Here is a 15,861-nt window from a genome sequence, read left to right as displayed (position 1 = left end):
GGCCAAGCCCGCCCCCGCCAACACCGTCCAGAAGGCGCCCGCTCCCGCGGTCGCCGCCCCGCCCGCCTCGGCCGCCGCCTCGCCGATGGGACAAGCGATCAACGCCGCCGCCTTCGATCCCGCCGCCACCAATCCGCAAGCCCGGCGCGACGTCCTGATCCGGGTCCAGACCCTGCTCGATCGCGCCCACTTCTCGCCCGGCGTGATCGACGGCCGCGACGGCGGCAACCTGAAGCTGGCGATCCAAGCCTTCCAGAAGGCGCACGACATGAGCGTCGACGGCGAGGTCAGCCAGGCGCTGCTGGACGCCCTGGTCGCGGCCGACAACGGCCCCGTGCTGGTCGACTACACGATCACCCAGGCCGACGTCGCCGGCCCGTTCACGCCCCAGCTCCCCAAGGAGGACTACGAGGCGATGGCTCAGCAGCCGGCCATGAACTACCACGACGTCGTCGAGATGCTGGCCGAGCGCTTCCACATGGACGAGGCCCTGCTGCGCGAGCTCAACCCCGCCGCCGATTTCAACCAGGCCGGCGCCGCGATCGTCGTCACCGCGGCAGGCGCCGACACCCTGCCGGCCAAGGTCGCCCGGATCGAGATCGACAAGACCCTGGGCCAGGTGCGCGCCTTCGACGAGGGCGGCGCGCAACTGGCGGTCTATCCGGCCACGGTGGGCAGCACCGAACGTCCCGCCCCCTCCGGGGAATGGGCCGTGCGGACCCTGGCGCCGCGCCCGACCTACACCTACGACCCGTCGCGGCTCACCTTCGGCAAGCCCAAGGCCAAGCTGACCATCAAGGCGGGACCTAACAATCCCGTGGGCTCGACCTGGATCGACCTGACCAAGGACACCTACGGCATCCACGGCACGCCGGACCCCAAGCTGGTCAACAAGCGCGCCTCGCACGGCTGCGTGCGCCTGACCAACTGGGACGCGGCCGAGCTGGGGTCCGCAGTGACCAAGGGCGCGAAGGTGACCTTCATGGGGACGGAGGCGCGCCCCGCCTAAACGGCTGGAAGCTTCAGCGTTCAGGCTGCGTTCAGCCGGCGGGCGGCCTATTGTGTCCGACAAGCCGCTTCAGCTTGGGGGAACCAAGATGTCCAAGACGCTCAGCCTGACCGCCCTTTCCGCCGCCGCCCTGATCGCCGGCTGGAGCGGCGCCGCCAGCGCCCAGGCGCCCGGCTGGGACGGCCGCTACGACGAGCCGCCGCGCGGGTCCTACACGCGCTCGTGCCGCGAGATCACCGCCTTCGACGGCCGCGTGTGGGCGCGCTGCCAGACCAATCGCGGCGGCTGGGAATGGAGCAGCGTCCGCGCGCGTGACTGCGGCGGCCAGGGCCTGGAGAACCGCGACGGGCGACTGCAGTGCGCGGGCTTCGTGGGCCCCGGTCCCTTCCCCGGCCCTGGTCCTGGCCGCCCGCCCGGCGGCTGGCGCGCCGACGCGGTGCTGTTCGAACACGCCGGCTACGACGGTCGCGTCTACGAGGTGCGCGGCGACATGCCCGACCTCGATCAGGCCGCCTTCAACGACAAGACCTCGTCGATCAAGATCCTGCGCGGGGCGTGGGAAGTCTGCGAGGACGCCTATTACCGGGGCCGCTGCACCGTGATCGACCGCGACCAGGGCGTCCTGCCGCGCGACTGGAACGACCGGATCAGCTCGATCCGGCGCGTCCGATAGGCGTCGACCACGACCCTGGGTCGCGCCCCCTTGATGGCCGGCGCGGCCCACGGTTAAGGTCCCGCGCCCTCGAGAACAGTGGAGTTGAACCATGCGTAAGATCGTTGTCCTGGCCGCCGCCGCGGCCGCCCTGCTGGTCTCGGCCTGCAACACGATCGAAGGCGCCGGGCGCGACATTTCCGCCGCCGGCCGGGCTGTCAGCAACACCGCGAAGGACGCCAAGAACTGATCCAAATGGCCTCGCGACGCTCAGGCTCCAAGCCTTGCCTCGCGAGGCCGGATCGCGGAATCTTCGTGACGAGGAATACAACAGCCGAGATCATCGGCGGAAATAAACGACGCGAATATTCCTCCCGTTAACCTCGCCCCCAAAATTCGCCTACCCGCGTTCTTCTAGACCGGGACTTTCTGACGTTTTCGCGGCAAAGATGCGCGGAATACTTCGTCAAGGCCGGGACATATCGTCGCCGTGCGACCCCGCGTCGCCCTTTTCTTGCCAGGCCAGGAAGCGCATATGGACGCCATGTCCGAGACCACCACCGCTCCTTCGCTGCTCACCGGCCTCAAGCGCGGCCTCCTCCATCGTTGCCCGAACTGCGGCGACGGTCGCCTCTACATGCGCTATCTGAAGGTCGATCCCGAGTGCGAAGCCTGCGGGCATGAGCTGGGCTGTTATCCGGCCGACGACGGCCCCGCCTATTTCACGATCCTGCTGGTCGGCCACCTGTTCGTGGCGCCGCTGCTGTTCTTCCCGTGGATCTGGGAAGCGCCGCCGGCGCTGGTCGCGCCGCTGACCCTGATCCCCCTGGCCGCCCTGACCCTGCTGCTGCTGCCGCGGGTGAAAGGCGTCGTCATCGGCGCCCTCTGGGCCATCCGCCTGCGCAAGGCCGAAGACACGCCAAGCTGATCTCCGGAACCGACCCGCGCCGTCGCGTATTCCCAACACGTGCTTCCAGCGTCGCCGTGGTGGCGGACGCGGGAGCGGAGGGAAACCACGGACCATGCTCGGCACGATCCTCATCATCATCCTGATCCTGGCCCTGATCGGCGCGCTGCCCACCTGGGGCCACAGCCGTTCGTGGGGCTACTTCCCGTCGGGCGGCCTGGGCCTGATCCTGGTGATCATCATCATCCTGGTCCTGATGGGCAGAATCTAGCAGCCTTGCCCTAGACCAGCGTTCGCCTAATCTCCCCCTCAAGCAGAGGGGGAGATGACCATGACGGCGAACGCCGACGCGCCCGCGGCGCGACTTTCGCCGGCCGCCCGAGCCCGGGCCATTCTCGGCGGATCGGCCGGCAACCTCGTCGAGTGGTACGACTGGTTCGCCTACGCCGCCTTCACCCTCTATTTCGCGCCCGCCTTCTTCCCGAAGGGCGACCAGACCGTTCAGCTGCTCCAGGCGGCGGCGGTCTTCTTCTTGGGTTTCGTCGCCCGGCCCATCGGCGCCTGGATGATGGGCCTCTATGCCGATCATTCGGGTCGCCGCGCGGCGCTGTCCGCCTCGGTGGCCCTGATGTGCGCCGGCGCGCTGATCATCGCCGTCACGCCGGGCTATGCCGCGATCGGCCTATGGGCGCCAGCGATCCTGCTGTTCGCCCGCGTGCTGCAAGGCCTGTCGGTCGGCGGCGAGTACGGCGCCAGCGCCACCTATATGAGCGAGATGGCCGGCAAGGCGCGGCGCGGCTTCTGGTCCAGCTTCCACTATGTGACCTTGATCGCCGGCCAGCTGCTGGCCCTGGGCGTCCTGATCATGCTGCAGCGACTGTTGCCGGAGGATGCGCTGAAGGCCTGGGGCTGGCGGGTTCCGTTCGTGATCGGCGCCCTGCTGGCCGTCGTCGTCTTCTGGATCCGGCGCGGCCTGGACGAGAGCATCGCCTTCAAGAGCGCGAGCCCTCGCGAGAGCCTGTCGCGGCGCCAGGTCGGCGTCGCCGGCGCGCTGCTGGCCCTGACCGTGATCGCCGGCGTGGTGGGCGTCACCACTGGTCCGCTGGCGCGCCCCGGCCAGGTGCTGGGCGCGGTGTTCCTGGTGTTGTTCTTCGTCTCGCTGATCGTGCCGCTGGTGCGGCTACATCCGCGCGAGAGCCTGCTGATCATGGGATTGACGGCGGGCGGCTCGCTGACCTTCTACGTCTACACGACCTACATGCAGAAGTTCCTGGTCAACACGGCGGGCTTCTCCAAGGGGCAGGCCTCCGAGATCAGCGCCATCAGCCTGATCGGCTTCCTGCTGGCCCAGCCCCTGGCCGGATGGCTGTCGGACAAGGTGGGGCGCAAGCCAATGCTGATCGCGGCCTTCGGCGGCGGCGCCCTGACGATCTGGCCGATCATGACCGGCATCTCCCAGGCGACCACGGTGACGGGCGCCCTGGCCCTGATCCTGGCCGGCGTGGCGATCCAGTCTTGCTACACCTCGATCAGCGCGGTGGTGAAGGCCGAGCTGTTCCCCGCCCACGTGCGGGCGCTGGGCGTCGCCCTGCCCTACGCCCTGGCCAATGTGCTGTTCGGCGGCACGGCCGAGATGGTCGCCCTGGCCTTCAAGCACGAGGGTATGGAAAGCACGTTCTACGTCTATGTCGCGGGGGTCATGACCCTGGGCCTGATCTGTTCGATCATCCTGAAGGACACCAGCCGCCACAGCCTTATCCACGAAGATTGATAACGGTAACGCCGCCCCCCGTTTTCCGACTCTCCGCGCCCGTCTAGATTGCCGCCATGCCGTTGCTCGACATCATCGTCCTCACCGTCTTCACGCTCTGCTGGCTGCTGTACGAGCCCATGCTCCGCCGCCTGGGCGAGGCCGGCGGCGTGATCAACACCGACATGACCGTGATCCGCCGCCGGTGGATGCAGGAGATGGCCGTGCGCGAGGTCGCGCTGCTGGACGGCCAGTTGCTGGGCCACGCGATCAATTCGGCCAGCTTCTTCGCCTCGTCGAACCTGATCCTGATCGCCGCGGCGGCCGGGGTGCTGTTCGGCGGCGACAGCGCCTGGAAAAGCGTCGAGGGCCTGGCGGTGCTGGCCAAGACCACGCCGATGATGTTCCAGATCAAGCTCGGTTTGGTGCTGATCGCCCTGGCGCGCGGCCTCCTGGACTTCATCTGGTCGATCCGTCAGATGAACTACTGCCTGGCCGCGATCGGCGCCGCGCCGATGTGGGCCCCGCCCCACGTCTTGGAGGAATACGCCGAGGCGGCCGGGGGCATTCTCAATCCCGCCCTGTCGGCCTTCAACGCCGGCGTCCGCGCCTACTATTTCGCCCTCGCCGCGGCTTGCTGGCTGCTCGGCCCCCTGCCCTTCATGACCGCGACCCTGGGCGCCATGACGCTGCTGCTCTGGCGCCAGCGCCGCAGCCGCGCCTCGATCGCGGTTCACAAGGTTCGCGAGATCCTGGAGCGCCAGCCGGTCGTGCACGGCCCCCATCTCGCCAAGCTGAAGAAGCGGCCGCCGCCGAAGGACCGCGCCTAGAGCCCTTCAGCCTTGGACGGAGTCGTCGAAGGCGTTCAAAGAGACTCTCAATGTTTGATGATAGAGCGGCTCGCCGCTCTAACTCGGCCTTGAGAACACCCCGCTCAACGCGGCGTTCGACACCCAACAGGACGCCACATACAACAAGCCCCGCCGGCGACTCGGTCTCCGGCGGGGCTGATGGGAAGTCTTGTGGGTAGACACCCTCTTCATATCTTAACTGGTGTCGCTTCGCAACCACTCAGCGGCGAGATTCCGACATTTTAGCCTGATTTCGCGTTGCAACTTCCGCTATCGCGCCGGCGACGTCTGATTCTTGTCGTCGCCGTCAAAATATCGACGTTAACAGCGCCTCGGGAGCCAAGACCCACGGAAGATCTTCGAGGGTCCGTGATCTCTGAAAAGCATCTCACCGATTAAACCATGTGCCGATATTCTATCTCCCCGCGGAATTTACCTATGCAAGCCAGAACTTCGATCGAACTCCATTTTTGACGATCGGATAGCCGCCGCTAAACATCCGAAATTTGGGTCACTATTGAGCGGAGCCAGACGGGGCGGGACATCTCGCCTCCGAGCGCTCGTTCCCGTCGCCCCCGCGCTATCGTCAAGCGCGCAAACCGCGCGAGCTTCAGACGCCAAGCGCGGTCCAAACCGGCAGCATTTTAGAGCCCCACTCCTCGGCCTGCCGTTTCAACTCGGCCAGATTATCGTCGCCCTTCAGCGTGGCTCCGTCCTTGATGATCGCCTGGCCTTGCGACCGCAACACCGACCAGGCGTGCGCCGCCCAATCGTCCGGCGTCTTGCCGCCATTCTGCTTGGCCAACCAGAAGATCTGCTGGAAGCGGTTCGCAGCGATCCCGCCGCCGATAACGGGCGAGGCCAGATGGGCGATATCCGGCGCCGACTGCGACCTGTGGGCGATGATCTTGTTCAGAGCCAGCGCTCGCGCTTTGGCCTTGGTGAGATCCTGCCCCGACGCGACCTGATTGATGACATTGGCTCCGAGAAGCACCGTCAGGGCCGACGCGAGTTGCGCAAAGGTGACGTTCTTGGTCGCGACGCTGGCCTCGATGTCCCCGATGGTGCGAGGTTCGTAATCGAGAAGCGCTTCGTAGATCGGCTGGTAGATGGCGTCGATCAGAGCAGCCTCCCCCAACACGCCCCGGACCTTTCTTGGAAGATCTTCCTTCGCCACTGAGAGGATCACGCGCTCTTCGCGAAGCGCCGCGGCTTGCTCGTGGCCCGTCAGGGCGCGGACACCGCGAATCCAGTAATCGCGTCGGAACTGCTGATTGACGCAGTAGTCCCTGACCGTTTCCCGCAAAGAGGGGTCGGTGACGCCGCCGAGGAACTCCGCCTGCTGCGCGGTCACGTTCAATTCATTCAGATTGTCGGTGGGATGGGCCGAGCTGGCGAACGCGACCTTGGCGTCGCCGAGCCAACGCTCCATGTCGGCGAAGTACATCGGATGCCAGTCACGGTTCATGTACTCGTGCGCGAGGTATCGGCGGTCCTGGGACTTTACCTGTTTGAGACGCTCCACCGCGCCCGGATTGGCCTTTGAATAAAGCGGTTCGAGCGCCAGGAACTGGTCGATGAAGTTCAGGGCGGCGTCGGTCTGCCCCACGATTCCTTGCCCCGGCGCGCCCATCACATCGGCATGACGCTTCATCAGGTGGCGGATTGGCGCGGACGCCGACCATCCTGGCAGGGTGTTGTACGAGATGTAGAGAACGCCGCCGGGGCGCAGCTTCCGGCGAACGAAGTCGACGAGCACGGATCGATTGACGTCGGAGACCCAGGTCCAGATCCCGTGCAGGCCGATGAAGTCGAAATCGGGCAGATCGCCCCGATGGCAGAACTCGGCGAAGGCCTCGTCATAGAGCTTGGCTTCCGCGCCGGAGAGGCGGGTCATCTCGGATGCGAAGCCCGCGTGGGACGGGTTAAAGTCCGTGCCATACCAGTCAATGTTCGGCTGGGCCGCGGCGTGGATGGATACCGAAAGCCCCTGACCGAAACCTAGCTCACAGGCGTTCTCGATCCGGGGCGCATGTCGGCCGGCCAACATCAAAGGCAGGCGGCAGCGAAGCGGGTTCAGTTCGGCGTAGTAGCCATAGGTGTAATTGACGTCGGTGACGTACCCTGCGGTCCATTCGGTCGACACGCGCTCTCCCCGCCTGTTTAGTCCCCCCTTTTGCGATAGCGACACGAATGGTTGTGACTGACAAGTTCGCGCATGTCAGTTGCACGCTTTTTGGCGTGGCCCCGGCGCGAGGCAAATCGCTATAGCTGCTTGTCCTTCCGCAAAACCGCCCCGGCCAAGATCTGATGACCTCACCGCTCCTGTCTCTTTGGCGGACCCTCCCCACGCCGATCCGCCGGGCCGCCCATCTGGCAAAGGCCGCGCCAGGGGCGATGCTGTCGGGCGCGCGCCAGCGGCTCGATGAGTTCGCCAAGTCCCAAGCCCTTCGCGCGGCGGAGGCCAGAACCCTGCGCCGGACGCGTCGCCGTAACCGCCGCCCTAGCCTTCCCGTCACCGTCGTGGGCTTCCACGGCGCCGTCCACGGCCTGGGAGAGGGCGCCCGAATGCTGGCGCGAGGCTTCGCCGACGCCGGCCTTCCCGTCCGAGCGGTGGACCTGTCGAGCTTCGTCGGCATGCCCGTCGACTTCGAGGCCGCCTATCCGCCGCCGGGCGCGAAAGAGCGCGGGGTCGTGATCTCGCACATCAATCCGCCCGAGCTCCTGCGCTGGGCGCGCGAGACGGAAGGCCTGCTTCTCGGAGGACGGCGGCACATCGGCTACTGGGCGTGGGAGCTGGAGGACGCTCCCGCCGCCTGGGCGCCCGCCTTCGATCTCGTGGACGAAGTCTGGACCCCCTCGGCCTTCGCCGCCGATGCGCTGCGCAAGATCGCGCCGCCGAGGGTCAAGGTCACGCCCCTGCCCTATCCGCTCTATCTCAATCCCCGGCCCGCCGCCGACCGCGCCCGCTTTGACCTTCCGGCCGACGCGGTGGTGGTGCTGATGGCCTTCGACCTGCGCTCGACCGCCCAGCGCAAGAACCCGTACGCGGCGCTCCGCGCGTTCCAGGCGGCCCGGCGCCAGACTTCTCGCCCGACGCTGCTCGTCTGCAAGGTGGTCGGGGCGGACCTCTATCCGGACACCTACGCGGCCCTCGCCGCCGACGTCGCCGCAGACCCGACCATCCGGCTCATGCGGGAAAGCTTGTCGGCCGAGGACATGGCCCTGCTGACGGCTAGCAGCGACATCATCCTGTCCCTGCATCGCTCCGAGGGCTACGGCCTGCTGCTGGCCGAGGCGATCTGGCTGGGCAAACCCACCCTGGCGACGGGCTGGTCCTCGAACGTCGAGTTCATGGATCCCGCCTCCAGCCAGTTGGTCGATTACGCCCTGATCCCGGTGGAAGGCGACGGCGCGATCTACCAGACCGGACGCTGGGCGGCGGCCGACGAGGACGACGCGGCGCGCAAGCTGGCGCGGATGATCAACGACGACACATGGCGCGCGGAACTTGCCGCCGCGACGTCCCGCAACGGCCATGTGTCGTTCGATCGCGCGGCCTGGCTGGACGCCCTTCGCCGCCTGCTGCCCGTGCGCTAGATCACGTCGCGCGAGATCACTTCGGCGCGGTGGCCACCGGCGCGTCGCTGTCGCTCAGAGCCGGCAGCTCGTTGATCGACGGCGGCGGCGCGACCTTGTCCGCGGCGACCGGCTTGGCCGGCAATTCGGAAGACGGCGGCCGGAGCGGCGTCGTGTCGCCGGCCTTGGGCTTCTTCGGCTCCAGCGGCAGCGCGATCTTGTCCATGGTCTGGACGATCAGGTCCGTCGGCAACACGCCCTTGTAACGCACCTTCTTGAAGTTGCGGCTCGGATCGTAAGACGCCACGCCCGGCGCCAGATCGCCCACCTCCAACGTGCCCACCTGGGCCAGCAACTGGACGCGCCCGACATACTCGTTGGCCCGGCCGCGAATGAAGGCGAGCTGGGCGTTTTGAAGTTCGGCCTGCGCGTTCAGAACCTCGATCGTGCTGCGTAGGGCGAAGCGCTCTTCCTCGCGGACGCCGTAGAAGGCGATCGTGTTCGCCTTCATTTCCTCTTCCTGGCTGACCAGCGACTTCCGGGCGGCGACCAGCTGGTCCCAATACTGCGAGACGCTCAACACCATGTTGCGGCGCGCGTCGTCGATCAGCAGCTTGTCCCGATTATTCTCTTCGATCGACTGGCGGACCCGAGAATTCAACTGGCCGCCGCTGAACAGCGGCTGGGTCAGGGTGATTGAAGCGTTGACCGTGTTGGAGCGGTTCGACTCCTTGCCGTTGTAGGGCAGGTACGGCGCATTCCGATAGTCGGCGCGGGCGCTGACCGAGAACAGACGCTGGGCCCTTGCTTCGGCAACGCCGAGACGGGAGGCCCTTTCGGTGAAGAGCGCCGCATTCAGGGACGGGTTCGACTCTTCAGCTTGGTTGAACGCCTCGTCCAGAGTGGCGGGCAGGCCGTCGATGTCCGGCTCGGGCTCCAGGTTATCCGGCAAATGTCCGACCAGAGCTGCGTAGCTCGCGAGCGTGACATTCAGCTGCGCCGCGGCGTTGGCCACCTGCGTGGAGGCGGCGGCCAGGCGCGCCTTGGCCTGCTGAACGTCGGTCAGGGTGATCTGGCGAACGCTATAGCGGTCCTCGGTGTCCTGCAGTTGCTTGCGAAGGAAGGCCTCGCCGCCTTGGGCGATCCGAAGCACCTCGCGATCACGGCGCACCGAGACATAGGCGTTGGTGACACGCACCAGCAGGTCCATCTCGATCCGGCGAAGGTTTTCGCGCGACGCCTTGATCTGAGCCTCGACCCCCGCCAGTCGCGCGGCGTATCGGCCATTGGTGTAGAGCGCCTGACTAACCGAAAGCTCGTTCGATTGGGCGGTCGCTTCCTGGGTCCGCCTTTCGATCGCGAGACCGTTTCTTACGTCGGTCTGCGGCCCCCGGGCGTAGCCATAAGCTTCAGACACCTGGGCGTTGGCCTGCAGACCGTAGGCGGCGCGAGCCTGAGTGTAGTTCTCGTCCAAGGCGCGCATCGCGGCGCGCTGAGCCTGGATATTGGGATTGCTCTGGTAGGCGGCGGTGATTGCGTCAGCCAAGGTCTCGGCATGAGCGCGTTCGGCGCCGCCGGCCACGGCCATGGCGACAGCCACGGCGATCACCGAGGTTCGAACGGACAGGACTTTCGACAGCACTCGCATTTTCCAGACTTTCAAGGCCCCCGCCGGAATGCGGCGGTTCAAGCCAATATTTGTGGCTTAATCAAGAAGACGACGCACTGTCGCCTCCCATGTGACATTCTTGTTGCGCCAGAGGTCGCGCGCGGTCTCGCCCCGCGAGAGGGCGCGCCCCCTGTCGGATGTTAGGCGATCCAGCGCCTCGGCCAAGGCCGCTGGCGTGGGGTCAGCGACCGCGCCAGTGTCCTCGCTGACGATCTCCAGCAAGCCGCCGGAGTCTGTCACCGTCAGGACCGGCTTGCCGGCCGCGAAGGCCTCCATGGTCACGTAGCCGACGCTGTCCTCATCGAACGGCAGATAGGCGCAGGCCAGGGCGTTGTTGGCCCAGCGGGCGATGTCCTCGCGCGGATGGAAACCAAAGCGCAGATCAACCCGATCCTTCAGGCCCAGATCCTCGACCAGACGGCGCAGGCGATCGGCATAGGCCTCGTTTTCCGGCGGTCCGGCGATGATCAGGCGCGGACCGTTCGGCAGCAGGGCCAGGGCCTCGATCAGCAGGTGCTGGCGCTTGCCCGCGGCCACACGGCCGCCGGCGAAGACGTAATCGCCATAGTCGCCGCCGGTGAACAGCTCGCCGTCGTTCAGCGGCGGATACAGCACTTCCGACGCAACGCCGTTGAACTTCATCAGCCGGTTCTGAGTGACCGGAGAGTTGCAGTAGATCCTGCGGCAGTCGGCGAAACAGGCGTTGTCCGCCGCTCGGATCGCCGCCTTCACCGATCGGCCCGTCTCGTCGAAATCCAGGTGGCTCTGGCCGGCTTCCGAGAGGTCGTACGCCTGGCGGAACTGGTGCAGCAGCCACAGCACCTTGTCGTGGTGCGGGATCAGATAGGCGGGGAACTTCAGGCCGATGACCCGATCGACATTGGGCAGGCGCAGCCCTCGCGCGATCAGCATCTCCTCGATCAGACGCTCGGCGGGCTCCCAGGTGAACGGCACGCGCACCAGTTCGGACTGGACGCCGGGCGTGGCGTTCAGGCGGCGGACCAGATGGTCGGCCAGCTCTTCCGCGCCGCCACGCTGGAACGGCGCGGCGTTGTTGACGACCAGAACCTTCATGCGGGCTTCCTCATGAGGTCAGACGCTCCACGACCGTGCCCCAGTCGATCTTCATTTCGGTCAGGCGGTCCATCGAGGCCTGCCCCATCGCCGCGACCGCCTGACGGTCGGCGTGCAGGCGATCGAACTGCTGGGCCAGATCGCGCGGATCCGGCTCGCTGATCAGGCCGTTGCGGCCGTGCTCCACCAGCTCGAGGACTCCGCCGGAATCGGTGGTGGTCACGATGGCCTTGCGGGCGTGGGCGCCTTCCAGCGACGGGTAGCCATAGCTGTCCTCGTCCTTGGGCAGATAGGCGACGGCCAGAGCCGTCTTCAGCATCTGCGCCTTCTCATCCTCGCTGATCCAGCGATCCTCGAGGATGACGCGATCCTGGAGGCCCAGGTCGTGGGTCATCTTGATCAGCTGACGGCCGTATTCGGGACTGGACGCCGTGCCGGCCAGACGCAGCTTCACCGGCGTCTTCACGTACTGCATGGCCTCGATCATCAGGGCCTGGCGCTTGTGCGGCTCCAGGCGCGAGATCGCGACGATCTCGTCGCCATAGCCCTCGTGCGTGAAGCGTTCGGGCTGGTAGATCGGCGGATAGAGCGGCGTGGCGTCGAGGCCGTTGAACGCCTTCAGGCGGTCGGCCACGACCTTAGAATTGGTGAACACCGCGCGGCTCTCGGCGATGGCGCGGGTGTCGAGGGCCCGCAGGTTGTCGCGGATGGCGCGATGCTCCGCATCGTCCGGCATGCCGCGATAGGGGGTGTCCCACAGGTCATAGAACGTCCGGATATGGTGGATGAACCACAGCACCTTGTTCGGATGATCCACCACATAGGCCGGCGGCCGGAAGCAGATCACCCGATCGCACCACTGCGTCAGGTCCATCAGCCGCCAGGCGGCGATCTGGTGCAGGATCTCGTTCGGGTCGTCGGTGAACGGCAGGTAGAAGCGCTCGACCTGGTGCCCCGCTTCGATCAGCTTTTCCTCCAGCCACTCGACGATGAAGCGCGCGCCGCCGTTGATGAACGGCACGATCGAGGACAGGAGGACAATGCGCATCGACTAGACCAGCACCTGGTCGAGGGCCGCGACGACGCGGTCGATGTCGGCTTCGGTGAGGCCGGCATGCGTGGGCAGGTTCAGGCCGTCGGCGCCGCACGCCTCGGCCTGCTTCAGGTCGTCCGTGGCGAGATGCGCGTAAGGCGGCATCACGTGCATGGGGTAGAACACCGGACGGCTTTCAATGCCCAAAGCGTCCAGATCCTTGATCACCTGATCGCGTGAGGTCGACAGCCCCTCGCCCAGGCGCACGGTGTACATCCAGAACACGTGGCGGCCGGTCGGCGCGACATAGGGCTTGATGACCCGGTTGCCCAGGCGCGAGAGCTTTTCGTCGTACCAGGCCACGACCTGTTGGCGAGCCGCGAGGTGCTCGTCGACACGCTCGAGCTGGGCCAGACCGATCGCGGCCTCGATGTTGGTCATGCGGTAGTTGAAGCCGACGACCGGGAACCAGTAGCGGCGCGAAAGGTCCATGCCCTGCCCGCGCAGCAGCCGCATGCGGGCGGCCAGCTCATCATCGTCCGTGGTGATCATCCCGCCCTCGCCGGTGGTGATGATCTTGTTGCCGAAGAAGCTGAACGTCGCGCAGTCGCCCAGCGAACCCGACATCTTGCCATGGTAGGTCGCGCCGACGGCCTCGGCGGCGTCCTCGACGACCTTCAGACCGTGCTTTCGAGCGACCTCCAGGATCGGCTCCATGTCGCAGATCTGGCCGTACAGGTGCACGGGCATGATCGCCTTGGTGCGGGGCGTGACCAGGGCTTCCAGCTTGGCCGGGTCCAGATTGAAGGTTCGCGGATCGTTGTCGATCAGCACGGGCGTCGCGCCGCAATAGGTCACGGCGTTGACCGAGGCGATATAGGTCAGGCTGGGGACGATGACCTCGTCACCGGGCCCAATGCCCAACGCCACCAGGGCCAGGTGCAAGGCGGTCGTGCCGTTGTTGCAGGCGATCGCGTGCTTGACCCCGCAATAGGCCGCGAAGCCCTTCTCGAACTCCGAGATGAAGCGGCCGACCGACGAAATCCACGTCGTGTCCATGCACTCCAGAACATATTCGCGCTCACGGCCGTCAAGGCGCGGCGCGGCGACGGAGATGCGGGGCAAGCTGTTGGCCGGGCTGGTCATGACCGGTCTCCTTTGATCTTGGCGGGCGCGCCGATCGCCAGCACCGCGTCCGGAAGATCCCGGACAACGACGCCGCCGGCGCCCACGACCGTGTCAGCGCCGATCGTGACGCCGGGGATAACGCGCACGCCCACGCCCAGGAACGCTCGATCGCCGACATTGACGCCGCCGGCCAGCGCTGAAGCCGGCGCGACATGGCAAGCGACGCCGAGGCGACAGTCATGGTCCACGACCGCGCCGGTGTTGATGATGGCCAAGTCGCCGACTTGGCTCTCGGCGTTCACGACGGCGCCGGCCATCGCGGCCACGCCTTCGCCCAGCCGCGCGCTGGCTGAAATCACCGCCGAGGGGTGGATCGCATTGACCAAGCCAAAGCCCAGCTCGCGCGCCTTGCGCCCCAGCGTCTGCCGCAAGCGATTGTCTCCAACGGCCACGAAAAGCCTGGAGAAACCCTGGGCGCGGAGGCCTTGAAGGGCGAGATCATCGCCCACCACCGGAACGCCCAACACCTCGCGCGGGGTCGGATCGGCGTCGACGATCGCCGAGACGGTTTCGCCCGCCGCCCGGAGGCTTTCGATGACCACCTTGGCGTGGCCGCCGCCGCCGATGATGACGACACCCGCGGCCATCAGGACCCGACGCCTCGCGCGCCCGCCACCCGCCCCCTGGAGAGGCGACCGATGAGGCCGGTGATCGATGCCGTCTTGGCCATGCGGGCTGCGCCGACTCCAGTAAGTACGAAAGTGTCTGACTACACCATTGGAGGCGGTTGGAAAGCGGCGCCGTCGAGAATTGCGCTCAAGACGCCGCCTTGCCGAAAAGCTTGGGAATTCAGCCGATTGAAATCCCCGCCCCTACTCCTCGCGCATGGTGGTGCGCAGCGTGTCGCGCAGCGGCGAGATCAGGTAGTCGAGCACGGTGCGGTTCCGCGTCGGCACGATGACCTGGGCCGGCATGCCCGCCGAGACCTTGGCGCGCAGCGGCTTGGGCAGCTGCTTGATGTCCACGGTCACGATGCCGAGGAAGTACGAGGTCTTGCCTTCCGGGTCGGACAGACGGTCGCGAGAAATGGATTCGATCTTGCCGTTCAGGATCGGAATCTCGCGCGAGTGGAAGGCCGGCAGACGCACCTCGGTGACCATGCCCGGATAGACATTGTCCACGTCGGTCGGCTGGAAGTGGGCCTGAACGACGAAAGCCTCGTCGTCCGGCGCGATATCGACCAGCGGCTCGGCGGGGCGAACAACGGCGCCCTCGGTGAAGAAGCGCAGGTTCTGCGCCACGCCATTGACCGGCGAGACGATCTTGACGCGCCGCAGGGCGTCGGAGGCCACGACTTCCTTCTCGGTCACTTCGGCCAGCTTCACCCGGGTCTCGGTGATGTTCTGGCTGACCTGCTCAAAGAACTCCTGCTTGATCTGGCGGACCTTCAGCTGGGTGTCGGAGATGCCCTGGACCGCCTTGGCGCGGTCGGCGGTCAGACGGCCGATCGAGCCCGACAGCGAAGCCTGCTCGCGCTCCAGCGCCAGGAGGCGCGGCCGCGGCACCAGGCCCTTGTCGTAGATTTTCCGCAGATCGTTGAGTTCGTCCTGAATGAAGCCCAACTGGTCCTTAAGGCCCTGCGTCTGGCGGTCGATGCCTTCGATCTCGCTCTGATACTGCTCGCGCTGGCCGTTCATCAGGTCGATTTGGCCCTGAATCGTCTGGCGCCGTTCCTGGAACTGAAGCTCCTCGTCGGCGATGGCGCGCGCGACCATGGGATCGGAGCGTTGGCTTAGCAGTTCGGCCGGGAAGCTGATCGACGAGCGCTGGTCGCGCTCGGCCAGCAGGCGGGCTTCAAGGGCTTTCAGCGCAACGTACTGGTTCTTGGTGATCCCCGCGGCGGCGTTGGCCTGGGTGGGGTCGAGCTCGAACAGCACCTCGCCCGCCTTCACCCTCTGGCCCTCGCGCACCAGGATCTTGCGCAGCATGCCGCCTTCCAGGTGCTGGACCGTCTTGCGATTGCCCTCGGCCGACACCACGCCGTTGGCGATCACCGAGGCGGCGATCGGCATGAAGGCCGCCACGACCAAACCCAGCAGCATCACGCCAATGATCGCGTAGCCCACCCGGGCCACGGTTTTATAGTTGTCCGTCGGACGTTGCAGCTTCGGGGGCTTCATGCGGTTTCAGCCTGATGGGCGCGCCTGGC

General features: G+C 66.5%; 15 protein-coding genes. 8 read left to right on the top strand and 7 right to left on the bottom strand.

The window, feature by feature from the left end:
* The 7 genes from AX690_RS16655 to AX690_RS16630 form a co-directional block, all read left to right on the top strand.
* Positions 1 to 1,009 (top strand): L,D-transpeptidase (locus tag AX690_RS16655; protein ID WP_066730493.1); only part of this gene is annotated, 1,009 nt, incomplete at its 5' end.
* A gap of 88 nt (positions 1,010 to 1,097) precedes the next feature.
* On the top strand, positions 1,098 to 1,682 hold the full coding sequence (locus AX690_RS16650; RefSeq protein ID WP_066680428.1) for a beta/gamma crystallin-related protein: 585 nt from the start codon (positions 1,098 to 1,100) through the stop codon (positions 1,680 to 1,682).
* Positions 1,683 to 1,773: 91 nt separating this feature from the next.
* On the top strand, positions 1,774 to 1,911 hold the full coding sequence (locus tag AX690_RS16645; RefSeq protein WP_066680434.1) for an entericidin A/B family lipoprotein: 138 nt from the start codon (positions 1,774 to 1,776) through the stop codon (positions 1,909 to 1,911).
* Between the two features lie 285 nt (positions 1,912 to 2,196).
* Positions 2,197 to 2,589 (top strand): DUF983 domain-containing protein, encoded by a 393-nt coding sequence (locus AX690_RS16640; protein ID WP_066680438.1) that lies wholly within the window; start codon positions 2,197 to 2,199, stop codon positions 2,587 to 2,589.
* Positions 2,590 to 2,683: 94 nt separating this feature from the next.
* Entirely contained in the window at positions 2,684 to 2,839 is a 156-nt protein-coding gene (locus tag AX690_RS22435; protein WP_013080337.1) for a DUF3309 family protein, read from the top strand.
* A gap of 60 nt (positions 2,840 to 2,899) precedes the next feature.
* Positions 2,900 to 4,339 carry an MFS transporter gene (locus tag AX690_RS16635; protein ID WP_066680476.1) on the top strand — a complete coding sequence of 480 codons (1,440 nt, stop codon included), beginning with the start codon at positions 2,900 to 2,902 and terminating at the stop codon, positions 4,337 to 4,339.
* A 56-nt stretch (positions 4,340 to 4,395) separates the two neighbouring features.
* Positions 4,396 to 5,148, top strand: coding sequence for a DUF599 domain-containing protein (locus AX690_RS16630; RefSeq protein WP_066680440.1), 753 nt, complete (start codon positions 4,396 to 4,398; stop codon positions 5,146 to 5,148).
* Between the two features lie 631 nt (positions 5,149 to 5,779).
* Here the strand turns inward: AX690_RS16630 and AX690_RS16625 are convergent.
* Entirely contained in the window at positions 5,780 to 7,315 is a 1,536-nt protein-coding gene (locus AX690_RS16625; protein WP_066680442.1) for a class I SAM-dependent methyltransferase, read from the bottom strand.
* 164 nt (positions 7,316 to 7,479) lie between these two features.
* On the opposite strand from AX690_RS16625, the gene AX690_RS16620 reads away from it, so the two are divergent.
* Positions 7,480 to 8,769: a glycosyltransferase gene (locus AX690_RS16620; protein ID WP_066680443.1), complete on the top strand. Its 1,290-nt coding sequence runs from the start codon at positions 7,480 to 7,482 to the stop codon at positions 8,767 to 8,769.
* Between the two features lie 16 nt (positions 8,770 to 8,785).
* Here AX690_RS16620 and AX690_RS16615 read toward each other — a convergent pair whose 3' ends face one another.
* From AX690_RS16615 to AX690_RS16590, 6 genes are all read right to left on the bottom strand, one after another.
* Entirely contained in the window at positions 8,786 to 10,396 is a 1,611-nt protein-coding gene (locus tag AX690_RS16615) for a TolC family outer membrane protein (protein ID WP_066680444.1), read from the bottom strand.
* A gap of 57 nt (positions 10,397 to 10,453) precedes the next feature.
* Entirely contained in the window at positions 10,454 to 11,491 is a 1,038-nt protein-coding gene (locus AX690_RS16610; RefSeq protein ID WP_066680445.1) for a glycosyltransferase family 4 protein, read from the bottom strand.
* A 10-nt stretch (positions 11,492 to 11,501) separates the two neighbouring features.
* A complete protein-coding gene (locus AX690_RS16605) occupies positions 11,502 to 12,539 on the bottom strand; it encodes a glycosyltransferase family 4 protein (protein ID WP_066680446.1) in 1,038 nt (345 codons plus the stop codon).
* Positions 12,540 to 12,542: 3 nt separating this feature from the next.
* Positions 12,543 to 13,670, bottom strand: a complete 1,128-nt coding sequence (locus AX690_RS16600; RefSeq protein ID WP_066680447.1) for a DegT/DnrJ/EryC1/StrS aminotransferase family protein — start codon at positions 13,668 to 13,670, stop codon at positions 12,543 to 12,545.
* Complete coding sequence (locus AX690_RS16595; protein ID WP_066680449.1) at positions 13,667 to 14,299, bottom strand: NeuD/PglB/VioB family sugar acetyltransferase; 633 nt, start codon at positions 14,297 to 14,299, stop codon at positions 13,667 to 13,669. The genes AX690_RS16600 and AX690_RS16595 overlap by 4 nt, the downstream gene beginning before the upstream one ends.
* A 225-nt stretch (positions 14,300 to 14,524) precedes the next feature.
* Complete coding sequence (locus AX690_RS16590; RefSeq protein ID WP_066680450.1) at positions 14,525 to 15,832, bottom strand: HlyD family type I secretion periplasmic adaptor subunit; 1,308 nt, start codon at positions 15,830 to 15,832, stop codon at positions 14,525 to 14,527.
* Positions 15,833 to 15,861 lie beyond the last annotated feature (29 nt).

It is taken from the genome of Caulobacter sp. CCH9-E1 (genome assembly GCF_001556515.1).
GTDB lineage: Bacteria > Pseudomonadota > Alphaproteobacteria > Caulobacterales > Caulobacteraceae > Caulobacter.
Note: the sequence above shows the minus strand (reverse complement) of the source record. Positions and strands in the feature narration are given on the sequence as shown.

What these genes read in the sequence shown, in the direction of transcription:
- AX690_RS16650 (WP_066680428.1), top strand. Translation starts at nt 1,098, where the DNA reads ATGTCCAAGACGCTCAGCCTGACCGCCCTTTCCGCCGCCGCCCTGATC.
- AX690_RS16645 (WP_066680434.1), top strand. Translation starts at nt 1,774, where the DNA reads ATGCGTAAGATCGTTGTCCTGGCCGCCGCCGCGGCCGCCCTGCTGGTC.
- AX690_RS16640 (WP_066680438.1), top strand. Translation starts at nt 2,197, where the DNA reads ATGGACGCCATGTCCGAGACCACCACCGCTCCTTCGCTGCTCACCGGC.
- AX690_RS22435 (WP_013080337.1), top strand. Translation starts at nt 2,684, where the DNA reads ATGCTCGGCACGATCCTCATCATCATCCTGATCCTGGCCCTGATCGGC.
- AX690_RS16635 (WP_066680476.1), top strand. Translation starts at nt 2,900, where the DNA reads ATGACGGCGAACGCCGACGCGCCCGCGGCGCGACTTTCGCCGGCCGCC.
- AX690_RS16630 (WP_066680440.1), top strand. Translation starts at nt 4,396, where the DNA reads ATGCCGTTGCTCGACATCATCGTCCTCACCGTCTTCACGCTCTGCTGG.
- AX690_RS16620 (WP_066680443.1), top strand. Translation starts at nt 7,480, where the DNA reads ATGACCTCACCGCTCCTGTCTCTTTGGCGGACCCTCCCCACGCCGATC.
- AX690_RS16615 (WP_066680444.1), bottom strand. Translation starts at nt 10,396, where the DNA reads ATGCGAGTGCTGTCGAAAGTCCTGTCCGTTCGAACCTCGGTGATCGCC.
- AX690_RS16610 (WP_066680445.1), bottom strand. Translation starts at nt 11,491, where the DNA reads ATGAAGGTTCTGGTCGTCAACAACGCCGCGCCGTTCCAGCGTGGCGGC.
- AX690_RS16605 (WP_066680446.1), bottom strand. Translation starts at nt 12,539, where the DNA reads ATGCGCATTGTCCTCCTGTCCTCGATCGTGCCGTTCATCAACGGCGGC.
- AX690_RS16600 (WP_066680447.1), bottom strand. Translation starts at nt 13,670, where the DNA reads ATGACCAGCCCGGCCAACAGCTTGCCCCGCATCTCCGTCGCCGCGCCG.
- AX690_RS16595 (WP_066680449.1), bottom strand. Translation starts at nt 14,299, where the DNA reads ATGGCCGCGGGTGTCGTCATCATCGGCGGCGGCGGCCACGCCAAGGTG.
- AX690_RS16590 (WP_066680450.1), bottom strand. Translation starts at nt 15,832, where the DNA reads ATGAAGCCCCCGAAGCTGCAACGTCCGACGGACAACTATAAAACCGTG.